Source organism: Pseudolactococcus yaeyamensis (genome assembly GCF_054658615.1).
Genome location: NZ_BAAGGP010000086.1, coordinates 1 through 12,458, shown reverse-complemented (window position 1 = coordinate 12,458; position 12,458 = coordinate 1). Strand labels below are relative to the sequence as shown.

General features: G+C 36.8%; 10 protein-coding genes, 1 tRNA gene and 1 pseudogene. All 12 read left to right on the top strand.

All coding sequences use genetic code 11. The features are described from left to right. A pseudogene (locus tag ACYQ21_RS13045) lies at positions 1–1,065 on the top strand (hypothetical protein); the annotation flags it as partial. Continuing rightward, a complete protein-coding gene (locus ACYQ21_RS13040) occupies positions 1,062–1,658 on the top strand; it encodes a hypothetical protein (RefSeq protein WP_460058901.1) in 597 nt (198 codons plus the stop codon). The pseudogene ACYQ21_RS13045 and the gene ACYQ21_RS13040, both read left to right, overlap by 4 nt. A 29-nt stretch (positions 1,659–1,687) precedes the next feature. Continuing rightward, positions 1,688–2,227 (top strand): hypothetical protein, encoded by a 540-nt coding sequence (locus tag ACYQ21_RS13035; protein WP_460058900.1) that lies wholly within the window; start codon positions 1,688–1,690, stop codon positions 2,225–2,227. 374 nt (positions 2,228–2,601) lie between these two features. Then, positions 2,602–2,674, top strand: a tRNA-Thr gene (locus ACYQ21_RS13030). A 316-nt stretch (positions 2,675–2,990) separates the two neighbouring features. Further along, positions 2,991–3,464, top strand: a complete 474-nt coding sequence (locus ACYQ21_RS13025; protein WP_460058899.1) for a PTS sugar transporter subunit IIA — start codon at positions 2,991–2,993, stop codon at positions 3,462–3,464. A 12-nt stretch (positions 3,465–3,476) separates the two neighbouring features. After that, the gene (gene rhaD / locus ACYQ21_RS13020) at positions 3,477–4,313 is read left to right on the top strand and encodes a rhamnulose-1-phosphate aldolase (protein ID WP_460058897.1); all 837 of its coding nucleotides are present in this window, start codon (positions 3,477–3,479) and stop codon (positions 4,311–4,313) included. Between the two features lie 12 nt (positions 4,314–4,325). After that, positions 4,326–4,619 carry a PTS sugar transporter subunit IIB gene (locus tag ACYQ21_RS13015; RefSeq protein WP_460058895.1) on the top strand — a complete coding sequence of 98 codons (294 nt, stop codon included), beginning with the start codon at positions 4,326–4,328 and terminating at the stop codon, positions 4,617–4,619. 15 nt (positions 4,620–4,634) lie between these two features. Continuing rightward, positions 4,635–6,059 (top strand): PTS galactitol transporter subunit IIC, encoded by a 1,425-nt coding sequence (locus ACYQ21_RS13010; protein WP_460058894.1) that lies wholly within the window; start codon positions 4,635–4,637, stop codon positions 6,057–6,059. Continuing rightward, positions 6,056–7,102, top strand: coding sequence for a 2-hydroxyacid dehydrogenase (locus ACYQ21_RS13005; RefSeq protein WP_460058892.1), 1,047 nt, complete (start codon positions 6,056–6,058; stop codon positions 7,100–7,102). The genes ACYQ21_RS13010 and ACYQ21_RS13005 overlap by 4 nt, the downstream gene beginning before the upstream one ends. Positions 7,103–7,222: 120 nt before the next feature. Beyond that, complete coding sequence (locus tag ACYQ21_RS13000) at positions 7,223–9,310, top strand: BglG family transcription antiterminator (protein WP_460058890.1); 2,088 nt, start codon at positions 7,223–7,225, stop codon at positions 9,308–9,310. Between the two features lie 198 nt (positions 9,311–9,508). Next, a complete protein-coding gene (fucO, locus tag ACYQ21_RS12995; RefSeq protein ID WP_460058889.1) occupies positions 9,509–10,660 on the top strand; it encodes a lactaldehyde reductase in 1,152 nt (383 codons plus the stop codon). A gap of 1,450 nt (positions 10,661–12,110) precedes the next feature. Continuing rightward, a complete protein-coding gene (locus ACYQ21_RS12990; RefSeq protein WP_460058888.1) occupies positions 12,111–12,299 on the top strand; it encodes a DUF3173 family protein in 189 nt (62 codons plus the stop codon). Positions 12,300–12,458 lie beyond the last annotated feature (159 nt).

Here is a 12,458-nt window from a genome sequence, read left to right as displayed (position 1 = left end):
TCATCTTCTGATATTTTTTCAGAAATTGATGCTTTAGAATCTTCGATTAAACAAGGTCTGGCACAAGTCAAAAGTTCTTGGAATGCGTCTAGTGGTACTTTTACGTTGCCAAAAGATTTGTCTTGGGTAATTACTATTACCGATATAAAAAACTCAAAAGCTGTAATTGTTCTGAAAAAACAATATGGTTTTGATGATGAAACTGCTGAGATGTTTTTAAAGATACAAAAATTGTATGGAAAAAAAGGTGGAAATAGTAAAACTGACCATGAATTATTTACTATGTTAGCCTCACTTATAGCAGGGTATGATGGTGGAGAGGGGATTAGATGGAAATTGACTGCGGGTAATGTTTCCTCAGAGGAGGCGAAAAAATATTTCAAGAAATTAGGGTTATCAGATTCTGAAATTTTTAAATTTGCACGTGCAATAAATAATCAGCATAATCTTGTTCCAGATGATAGTTTATATATGGATTTTGGTCATCAAATGGTTGCATTAGCAATATTAACAAATCCTGATTTTGTTGGAGATAAGACACTTTTAACCCCTACTATCAAAGGGTATTTGAATATTGTGATGTTTGGTCAAATGGGGCTTTTTGGAAATTATAAAGGAGATATTACGTCAGGTCAAGATTTTGGAAAAGCAGACATGCGTTCAGATACTGATGTGGCTAATATCTACGCTCGTTACATGAGTAATGAACAATCTGTATTAGTAAATTTCAACAACTATTACAATGATGTTTACAATGGAAAAATTAATAGGGCAGATGAATTTCTTAGATGTTTAGGTAGTGGAGATATTGAAAAAGGAAAGGAAATTTTGAAAAAACAGTCAATGTCATATAATGGTGGCGATGAATATATGGCTGGATTGCCTACTGTTGATTATATTAAAAATGTTTTAGGAGAATCATTTAATCTAAATGCAATAGACCGTATTCAAAAAAATACTGAGTATGCAGATGAATACGAAAAATCTTTAGAAAAATACGAAAAAAACAAATTAAAACATTTAGATGAATATCAAAGATTTCTTAATGAGGAACTTAAAAAATGAAAATGAAAATATTTTCTTTTTCACTATTAATAATTGTAGCTTCATTATTAATATCATGTTCTCCTAAAAATACTTTAAAACTTGAAAACGGAGATTATTTACCAATACTGACTTCAAAAAAATTATCTGTAACTAAGGCTTTAGAAGAAAAGGGAATCCAATCTAAATGGGGAGATACTGGAGAGCTAGTTATAGCGAAAGATGAAATTAGTTATTATTTTAGTGAGAGAGGAGCCTTAAAAATAGTTTTTGAATTGCCGTCTATATATTCTGGCAAAACTGAGGGTCTTGTGGAAAATTTTCAAGGAACGGAAGACCGTATTGAAAATATCAATATTGGTATTGAAAATATTTATACTACTGGAAAAGTTGAGGAAATCTCAATAAGTGTTGGTGGAGGTCTTGACGCATCTGCATGCGCATATAAAATGGTTAATCTTGATAAACCACTTCGTACGATACCAGAGTTTGGAAATAAAAAATATAATGATAAGGTAATCAAAGCATATCTACCAAATTCTGAGGTAAAAAAGATAATTAAGCAGTGTGAAGAATTTCAATCTAACATCAAAAATATGACATTGGAAAAATAATAGTTTTAATAAACTGAGGAGTTGAAGAAATGAAATTAGCAAAGAAAATTGTTTTTTTACTTTTTCTTGCTATCTTATTGATTGTTTGTCTTTTTATTAGTAATAAATTATCTAGCAATGTTCATCAACAACAAACATCCTACCTTCAATCTTTAAGAGAGAAGAAAGTACTAGTTATTGATGAATTAACAAAACAAGGAATTACAGCGGAAGAAGATGACAGGGGTAAATTAGTTATCATAGATTCGAATATACGTTATGAATTTGATGAAGACGGTATAGAGTATATCGCGATAAATAAAGGTTGGATAAAACCGCAAGGTAATTATAAAGGGGAAATTTATAAAATAACTTTAGGTCAATTCAGCGGTATTGATACGATACAACTAATTTACTCTATGAAGAATTTAGACAATGGAAAGAAAAAATTTTGGGGCGATTTACCAATAAAAGAAACAAATCAAAGATTAAAACAAGAAGTTGCATCAAATGAAGAAATCAGAGAAGTCGTTAAAAAAGCTGAGAGATACGAAAAGAAGATAAAGAAAATAGTGGAAACTATAAAATGAAGAGGAAATCATTTATAATTTAGCCTTGATAGTGATATGTCTTTTATTAACATTATGTTCTAACAAAAACACTTTGAAACTTCAAAAAGGATAGAATGATTACAATACGAATTGTATCTACAAAACAAAGTTTAGCCACTTTGTTTTTTTGTCCCACCATTTGTCCCATATTAATAAATAACAGCTTAAAATCAACTCTTGAAAAGTAAATTATTCTTTGATATAATCAATATAACCTATTAAGGGAGCAGTAGAAAAATTTATATTTTTCCTGTTTTCAGCATAAGGGTATTCTACAGAAATCCTATCTTATGCGCTACTCTTTCATAAAAAAAGACATGGCAACAGGTCTAAACCATCTAAAAGACAAATACGCCGCAATAGCTCAGTTGGTAGAGCAGCACCATGGTAAGGTGAAGGTCGTAGGTTCGAATCCTATTTGTGGCATTCTATGGTGCGCAATTCCTTGATATAAGGGGTTGCGCACTTTTTGTTTTACCATTTTATAATGCCATTTTGGTTTGAACTTACCAACATCGGGTCTAATTCTCACAATTTTGATTATCCTATTGTCACAAGTTCTTCAATCTCAAAATGATTTGAGTCATATCTAGCTCGTAGAATCGCTCTGTAATAAGCTGAAACCACTTATCAGTCAAATGAAAAACGATAAAAAAATAAAAATTGTGATGAAAGCGCCAACAAATTAAAAGGGAAATTTTATATAATATGAGTAACAAAAGATAGGAAGGAGGTAAATAAAATGATGATTGACGAGTATTTTGGTGAAGATTTAGCTGATATCATTGCCTTAGACGGCGATCAGGATGAATTTTTTTCCTATATTTTTCAAAAATTGAAGCAGAAAAATTATGTGGAAGAAAGTTTTTTGGAGGCGTTGAAGGCGCGGGAGAAGGTGTACCCCACAGGATTAAAAACACATTTTATGGGAGTTGCGATTCCTCATACAGATCCGCAGCACATAAAAAAACCATTTATTTTCATAACGAAATTAAAAAATCCAATCAAATTTGGACAAATGGGTTCTGTAGATGAACAGGTAGAAGTTCACTATACATTTGTTCTAGGGTTTGATAGGGGAGAGCAGCAGTTGATGCTACTCCAAAATCTGATGAAGATGTTTTCGGATGAGGAAATTATGAATCAGCTATCTGAGGCTATCTCAGAAAAGGAAATGTATACGATTGTTAAGCAGTATTACAGTAAGAAAGAATAGGAGAATTTACTGATGGGAAAAATTCACAACATTTATGAAGCACCTTTTATCAAAGAGATGTGTGAGGCAACAAGAAATTTATGGCACAACGGTTGGGCAGAAAGGAATGGTGGCAATATTAGCTATCGTCTGGATGAAGCAGAAGTGCAATTCTATCTTGACACAGATAGAATTCTAGATGAAGTAGCTTTAGATTTTGAAATACCTGAACTTGCGGGAATGATTTTCCTTGTTTCAGGCTCTGGCAAATATTTCAAGAATGTTTGGCAAAATCCGGCAGATAATTTAGTGATTTTGAAAGTGGATGCTCAGGGTAAAAAGTACCAAATTCTTTGGGGATTAGAAACTGGCGGTGTGCCAACGAGTGAGTTAGCATCTCATTTAAAATGCCACGCAGTAAGATTGAGACAGGATCCGGAGCATCGGGTGATTCTTCATACACACTCGATTGCTATTTCGGCCATGAGTTTTGTCCATGATTTGGATGAGGATAAATTTACAAAATCACTGTGGGAGATGATAACGGAATGCTTAGTTGTATTTCCTGACGGCGTTGCAGTTTTACCATGGATGGTTGCAGGCACCGTCGAGCTAGGAGAAGCATCCGCTGAAAAGATGGAAACTTCTCGCATCGTTGTTTGGCCGCATCATGGTATCATGGGTGCTGGACAATCAATGGATGATGCTTTTGGTTTAGTTGAAACAGCTGAAAAAGCAGCCGACATCTATATGAGGGCAATTTCTACACCGATGGGTATCATCCAAAAAATCACAGATCAACAGCTTTGGGACTTAGCAGATCGTTTTGGTGTCGTACCTAAAGCCGGGATTTTAGCCCCAAGAAAGTAGAGGAGTATGGATATGAAAAGAGTTAATGTGATTTCAGTATGTGGTTCGGGCACAGTAACGAGCTCAATGGTTGCTGGAAAAGTCAAGGATTTTTTAGAAGAAAATGGTTACAAAGCAAAAACAGTAGAAGTGAATCCAGGCGGTGTAGAAGGAGAATTAGCTTCTGGACAATGGGATTTGATTGTACACACCAGTCCGCTCAAGGGAAAATATGAGATTCCAACAATTAACTCTGTTGGTCTGCTGACTGGCATGGCAGAAGATGAGTTTTATGAAGAGCTGTTAGCGACAGTAAATACACTATAAAACAGGAGGAAAACTATGCTAGAAATACTGTCAAGTGTCATGGAGGCATTTGGCGCGGCAATCGTTGTGCCCGTCATCATTTTCTTCATGGCACTGATTATGAAAGTAAAGCCCAAAAAGGCTTTTACAGCTGCGCTAAATGCGGGGATTGGTTTGACCGGTTTTAATATGATTATCGGTGCTTATTCACCGATCGTAACGCCAGTTGTACAACGGATGGTAAAGGAAACGGGTGTTAATCTTAGAATTCTTGATACTGGTTGGCAGGCAACCAGTGTTGTAGCCTATTCAACACAAGTCGGGATGATTTTCTTAGGATTGGGATTGATTCTTCAGTTGATTCTCTTCGTCTTGAAATTTACCAACATTTTTATGCCATCTGACTTATGGAACAATTATTCCTTTATGCTGTGGGGGTCTATGTTGTATATCGCAACAGGCAATCTATGGTTAGCGATTGGTTTGATGATATTGTCCAACCTGTATACCTTTGTCTTTTCTGAAATTGTGGCAAAACGTTGGTCAAAATACTATGGTTACCCAAAATGTACGATGACAGCACCTCATCATATTTGCTCGGTTCCTTTAGCCATTGGTATGGATTGGCTTTTAACGAAGTTGGGTGCCAATAAAGTGCAATGGAATCCTGAAAAAATACAGGATAAATTAGGTTTCTTAGGCGAACCAACCTCTCTTGGCTTTATGCTAGGATTGTTACTTGGCTTCGCCGGCAACTTCATGCGTCTGGATACAATGGATGGCTGGGGTGAAATTGTGACGGTTGGGATTGCAACTGCGGCGATTATGGCTATTTTTCCGAAAATCGCAGGTATCTTTGCTTCTGCCTTTACAACAATTACAGATGCATCAAAACGGACAGCCAAAACAGGTGGCAAGAATCGTGTCTGGTATTTGGCAATTAATGATGCTGCCGGATATGGTGAAACAGCCACTTTATTGACAGGAATGTTGTTGATGCCAGTCATTCTAGTATTGGCAATCATTTTACCCGGCAATCAAACGTTGCCAATGGTTGATTTGATAGCGATTCCATATATGATAGAATTGATTATATGTGTGTCAAATGGTAACATTTTCAAATCACTGATTTCTGGGGCAATCTGGTGTGTTGGTGGTCTGTATATGATTACTGCAGTTGCACCTATTTTCACAGATGTTGCCCAAAATGTTGGGGTGAATCTACCACAAGGGGCTTTGCTTATCTGTAGTTTTGCCGTGATGACAAACCACATCATGGGTGGTCTGTTCCTGATTTTCATGACACAAAATCCACTTTGGATTGGGTTATCTGTTGTTGTTTATATCGCAATGTATCTCTTTGTTCGAACAAAAAGAGAAGCTATTCATGATTATTTGGAAAGACAAGCAGAGTTGGAAGCAAGTGCACAAGTGGCGCTGAAAGAGGAGGCAGCAACATGACAAAAGTAGTTGTCGTTGGGGACCGTCTAGTCAGCAGTGAAACGCTAACAGAGGCAGCTCAGCAACTGGAAATTGGGACAAATATTGAGGTTGTTGCATTTGACTGGCATTCGGATTTGACGAAGGATCAGTTTCAGGAAAAAATTCTTTTGATTGAAAAGGGTGGTCCAGAGGCGGTTGATGTACCAGATGGCGTAGTTGATGCGATGCAAGATGCGGATTATTTATTAGTCCATATTGCACCTGTATCAAAAGAAATGCTAGAAAATGCGCCAAATTTGAAGTTGATTGGCACTTGCCGAGGCGGTTTGGAACACGTTGCTGTTGAGACAGTGAAAGAAAAGAACATTCCCTTAATTCATGTGATTCGCAACGCAGAACCAGTGGCAGATTTCACAGTAGCCTTGATTTATGCGGAAACAAGAAATATTGCTCGTGGACATCGGGATGTGATGAGTGGTAAATGGACAAAAGCATTTGCCAATGATCCTTATAAAACGACATTAGGCCAATTAAAGGTTGGGTTAATCGGGCTGGGGTATATCGGTAAGTTAGTCGTTAAGCGCCTGAACGCTCTAGGTGTTGAGGTAATGGCTTATGATCCATTTGTTGATCAGGAGAAAATAAAAAAAGAAGGGCTATCTGTCACCTTCAAGAACTTGGAAGCAGTATTTTCAGAAGCAGATGTGATTTCGCTTCATATGCGAGTCACACCAGAAACGACCAATATGGTCAGTGATCATTTGATTTCATTGATGAAGTCAAGTGCCTACCTTATCAATACAGCAAGAGCAGCTGTATTAGACAAAAACGCACTAATCACCGCTCTGAAAGAGAAAAGAATTGCTGGTGCCGCACTAGATGTCATATGGAAAGAACCGATTCAAACGGATGATCCCTTATTACAACTAGACAATGTGACTCTCACCCCACATATAGCAGGCGACACAATTGATGCGATTCCAAAATCTCCATACTTATTACGAGATGTGATCAATGCGTATTTGAAAATCGGCATAAGTGATATGCTAATTGAATTATAACAAATAACCAAGAAAAATGAAAGAATTTGATGACTATAAAGAGGAATATTTCTTATGGTCATCTTGTTCTTGGATTATCAAGTGTCGGTTTAACAAAAATACTAAAGAAGGGAAATGGTTATGGATTCAATGATGAAGCAAATGATTGCGCGAGTATTGCGGGATACCAGTATTTCTTCTCATCGCTTGATGGATGAGTTTGGTTTGAGCAAAAGTCAGCTAGATTATCGCATGAACAAAATCAATGATTATCTGGACGAGAAGCATCTGCCATTGATAAAAAAAGAAAAACATCATTATTTGCTTGTGCTAAATCGTGAGCAAAAACGCACACTTTTAGACACTAGTTCATCATCGATTCATCTCCAGAGTGATGAGCGTCAGCAGTACATCATACGCCTCATCATTTTAAATGAAAATTTAACGCTGAGTCGTTTGGCAGATAAGTTGGCTGTTAGTCGAAATACTATTTTAGCTGACATGAAGCTGATTAATCAAGAGTTGGTAACACGCGATTTAAGTTTGAAATCAACACGTGCGAAAGGTTATTTTTTAATTGGCTCGGAGATCAATATTCGAAAACTATGGCTGTTTTTGGTCAAAGATGAGGTTGAGAAGGACTATGATTTAGTTACTTTCAAGGCCTTGTTGGATATTGACACCACAAGATTGACGATGATTTATCAGAAGATTGAACAGCTTGAAAATCTATTGCAACTGACCTTTTCAGAAGTGAAGATTACCTATCTTAGTATGCTGATTTACCTGTCTATCCGACGCTTTTCCCTAAATGAATTGATTGGTACAAAAACGATTGAACAATATGGTAATTTACTGAATCAAGAAACCTACTGTATTGTTGCAGATTTATTTAAGACGCTTTATGCGGATGGTGAAGATGATGCGATTAATCAGGAATTGCGATTTATTACGATGCACATTTTGAGTATCAATATCGTGAAGGGGACATCTTTTAGAAAAAACAAGGTACTTCAGCAGGCGATTACCCAGAGCATTGAACGATTTGAAAAGATAAGTATCACATTTTTTGACAATAAAAAAAAGTTGTGTGATATTCTTTACCAGCATATCATACCAGCTAGCTATCGGATTCGGTTTGGTGTACCAGATGAAAATGACCTGTCTCAATTGATTCAGCAGGAATATCAGGAATTCTATTCTATCGTCAAGAAAGCCATCAAGCCAGTTGAACAATATTTGAAGATTACCTTTGTTGACGAAGAATTGGCTTATCTTTTAATCATTTTTTTAGGGTTTTTGAAAGGTGATAAAGGTCAGGAGCAGACGAAGAAAACAGCAGTAGTGATTTGTATGCACGGTGTATCAATATCGCGCCTTCTTTTGGAGAATTTAAAAGAGCTATTACCAGAAATCAGCTTTATTCAATACATGTCTTTGCGAGAATTTTATGACTTAGATCCAAAAGTGGATATCATTTTTTCAACGGTGCATGTCGATACAGATACGCCTTCATTTTTGGTCAAGCATTTTTTGACAGAAGACGAAAAGAAACTGTTGAAATACAAAGTAGAAAGTATCATCTTTAATCATCAAACCTACATTGGTAGCGGGCATCCATTTAGCATAGACAAATTGATTTCAGTCATTGAAAAACATACATCAATTTACTCTCAAGACCTCTTGAAAAAAGAACTTGAAGAATTATTTTTTCTTGAAAAGGGGCAGCAGCCAAAACGTTTTGAGGGAGAAGCTGAGGTACTAGCGCTTTTACCACAACAGCATATTCAGATTTATAGACAACCGCTAACCTTCACGGAAGCGATTCGAATGTGTGGCAAGCCCTTGCTACGAAATGGATTTGTTGATTCAGAATATATTGAAACGATTATTCAGAATTATAATCCTGAGTATCCTTATTTTGTGATTGCACCAGAGGTAGCGATTCCTCATGCTGGACCAGAGGAAGGTGTGAACAAGCTAGGGATGTCACTGCTAAGAGTAACCCATCCTATCCCGTTTTCTTCTAAATTATCGGTTCGCATTTTGGTAATGATTGCGCCAAAGGATAAAAAAAGTCATCTCAATGCGGTCATCTCTTTGTATAACCTTGTCAATGACCAAGCGTTCAGGGAACAGATTTTATCGGCAAACTACGAACGGGAAATTTATGATTTATTTTACAGGGCTTTATCAGATAAGGAAGTAAAGCCGTACTTGATGATTTAATCACATCAACACTCTATCGTCAGGCAAGGTCTGATTTATAGGGACACTCACTCGAGTCTAAAACCTTCACTAATGATTGATATAAAAAAGAAGACTTTGAGCGGACGTGAGTTCGCAAATGCCCTTGCTAGGACGGAGCGCTAGCGTAGGTCAAGTTTCAAGATTTCATGAAATGAAATTGCAGAAAGGAATTCATCTATGGCAAACAGAATGATATTGAACGAAACATCTTATTTTGGAAAAGGTGCCATTACTGAAATTTCAGGAGAATTTAAGCGGCGTGGGTTCAAAAAAGCGCTCGTTATCACGGATAAGGACTTAATCAAGTTTGAGGTGGCAACGAAGGTAACAAAATTACTAGATGAAGCGGAGATTGCTTACAGGGTTTACGATGGCATCGTCCCAAATCCGACCATTAAAAATGTTACAGATGGTGTCGCAGCATTGAAGGAAGCCGAAGCAGACTGCATCATTGCAATTGGTGGCGGTTCTCCGATTGATACTGCAAAAGCGATTGGCATTATTGTTACCAATCCTGAATTTTCAGATGTGATGAGTCTTGAGGGTGTCGCAGAGACGAAAAATCCATGTTTACCGATTTTGGCAATACCGACAACCTCAGGCACAGCGGCAGAAGTCACGATTAACTATGTCATTACTGATGAAGAAAATCACCGCAAATTTGTCTGTGTTGACCCACACGATATTCCAATCGTAGCTTTTGTGGACAGCGACATGATGATGGGCATGCCGAAGAACTTGGCAGCAGCAACAGGCATGGATGCAATGACGCACGCAATCGAGGGCTATATTACACGTGCTGCGTGGGAAATGACAGATATGCTTCATATTAAAGCGATTGAAATTATTGGTCGCTCATTACGTGATTCTGTCAATGGTGTTCAGGATGCGCGTGAAGAAATAGCATTGGGACAATATATCGCAGGGATGGGCTTCTCAAATGTTGGACTTGGTCTTGTGCATGGTATGGCGCATCCACTTTCAGCTTGGTATAACATTCCTCATGGCGTAGCTTGTGCATCACTTTTGCCAACCATTATGAAATACAATAAAGACTTCACAGGCGAAAAATATCGCGATATTGCACGTGTTTTGGGCATTGAAAATGCAGATAGTCTGTCCCTTGAAGCGGTGCGTGATGCAGCTTGTGCCGCCATCAATCAGTTGAGCAAAGATGTCGGTATCCCAGCAACCATTTCAGAATTAGGCGTGAAAGTTGAGGATATTCCTCAAATCGCACGGGACGCCTTTATGGATGTCTGCACACCAGGAAATCCAAGAGCAGCAACAATTGAAGAAATTGTAAGACTTTACCAGAGTTTGATGTAAAATTGATGGGGAATACGAAACTAAAGAATTCAGTATATGTGAGCTAAAAATTTAAGTATCCGAAAAACCTGAAAATCAACTGATTTTCAGGTTTTGATTAATTTAAATTATTTTGGCATCATATCCGCTGGGATAGCAGACTGATATTTTTTACCACCTAGCGTTGCTTGATGTTCTGCCTTTACTTTTGCGACCAATTCAGGATTGATAAGTAGGTCATAAGCTGTTGTTGCAATGGTTTTTCCCGCAGCTACAAGGCCTTTATGAGCAATTGCTAGAGATACTCCAATAATAATTTTTGATGAACCGACATCAGCATTAGATAATATTTCTCAAGATAAAATCTGGAAAAATATTCAACCGTGGATTGCAGATAAAACTATGATAATTATTGCTCATAGAATGGAGTTGAGTCACAACTGTGATTACATGAGCATAATCCAAAATGGAGTAGTGGTCGAAAAGGTATACATGCTGATATGATTGAAAATCAAAAGGAATATTATAAGTTAGTAAATTCTATTTCTTAAAACATCATTTAATGCAAAATAAAGTTGTTAGTCTAGTGGAAAAAATCAATAAATACGAGAAATAAAAAATCAGCCAGTACCAAAAGAGCAATGCTTCATTCTCTGCTCTTTAGGTGTTTACAATTTAACCTTTGACTGTTTTTTGTTAAAGTTATTTATTGCACATCTACTAAAAAGTTTTTATCTTGAAATAAAATAACGAAGCAAGGATTGTAAGAGTTCGGATTTTTGTGTTTTTACAATCTAGTTTTCGGAAAAATGTCTCGAAATCTACACCACCATACCAGTGGAAAGTCCCACTATTTCCCACTAAACCACTCAAAAAGCCCCCACTAAACGCCCACTAAAGGAAAAAACACAGGCACATGGCAAAACCCCGACACTGTCGGGTTGGCACTCGTTAGAGGGCCTGTTTTGTCTTATGCTCTTGCATTACGTAAAAAAAGTTTACAAAAAAGATAATGTTTTTATTTTGAACGAGATAGCTAGATTTTCAATTTTGTTCGTTTTCAAGATAATCAAACTATGTCAAATAACAAAACAAAAGTATTGAAGAAGTCTCTTGCGCAAATAATTGTGTGAGAGACTTTTTTTATTTTTCTGAAAATACGCCTTTTTTCTGTTTTTAAACGTTTTAATATTTGAGGGGAGAAATTAGTAAATACAATTATTAAACGAGATTTAATGTGTCACGGCTATACAGAATATGAAGCACGAGCCATTCTAAGAGCTGTGACACGTTTGTTAGTCAAATCAGGACTACTTTTACTGCGCCAATAAGAAACTCGCACGAGCGCTCAAAGGGAGCGTTGGAGACTATCGACAACTTTCAACCCAAAATGATTGTGTAGAAATTTATTTTTCCAAAAACACGACTTCTTAATATTTTAAAACGTATTAGTATATGAGAGGGGAAATTGATGAATACAATTACAAAACGAGACTTAATGCGTCACGGCTATACAGAATATGAAGCACGAGCCATTCTAAGAGCCGTGAAGCGCTTATTAGTTGAATCAGGACATACTTACTACGCCAACAAGAAAGTCGCCAGAGTACCAAAAGAGAGGGTTGAGGACTATCTCCAAATTCAACTCTCAAATGACTGATATTTGAGAACAAATTATAGAAAAAATCTTTTAAAAAACAAGAGAAAAATGGTATACTGATAGGGAACAGTTTTTCGCTTGCTTTCCATTCCCTCAACAAGTGGAGGAGAAAAATGGCAAAAACATCAAATGTTTACAAAGATAAAAAAACAGGTGCTT

Excerpts from the sequence above, each read along its gene's own strand:
- ACYQ21_RS13035 (WP_460058900.1), top strand. The coding sequence starts at position 1,688 with ATGAAATTAGCAAAGAAAATTGTTTTTTTACTTTTTCTTGCTATCTTA.
- ACYQ21_RS13010 (WP_460058894.1), top strand. The coding sequence starts at position 4,635 with ATGCTAGAAATACTGTCAAGTGTCATGGAGGCATTTGGCGCGGCAATC.
- ACYQ21_RS13025 (WP_460058899.1), top strand. The coding sequence starts at position 2,991 with ATGATGATTGACGAGTATTTTGGTGAAGATTTAGCTGATATCATTGCC.
- ACYQ21_RS13015 (WP_460058895.1), top strand. The coding sequence starts at position 4,326 with ATGAAAAGAGTTAATGTGATTTCAGTATGTGGTTCGGGCACAGTAACG.
- fucO (WP_460058889.1), top strand. The coding sequence starts at position 9,509 with ATGGCAAACAGAATGATATTGAACGAAACATCTTATTTTGGAAAAGGT.
- ACYQ21_RS12990 (WP_460058888.1), top strand. The coding sequence starts at position 12,111 with ATGAATACAATTACAAAACGAGACTTAATGCGTCACGGCTATACAGAA.
- rhaD (WP_460058897.1), top strand. The coding sequence starts at position 3,477 with ATGGGAAAAATTCACAACATTTATGAAGCACCTTTTATCAAAGAGATG.
- ACYQ21_RS13005 (WP_460058892.1), top strand. The coding sequence starts at position 6,056 with ATGACAAAAGTAGTTGTCGTTGGGGACCGTCTAGTCAGCAGTGAAACG.
- ACYQ21_RS13000 (WP_460058890.1), top strand. The coding sequence starts at position 7,223 with ATGGATTCAATGATGAAGCAAATGATTGCGCGAGTATTGCGGGATACC.
- ACYQ21_RS13040 (WP_460058901.1), top strand. The coding sequence starts at position 1,062 with ATGAAAATGAAAATATTTTCTTTTTCACTATTAATAATTGTAGCTTCA.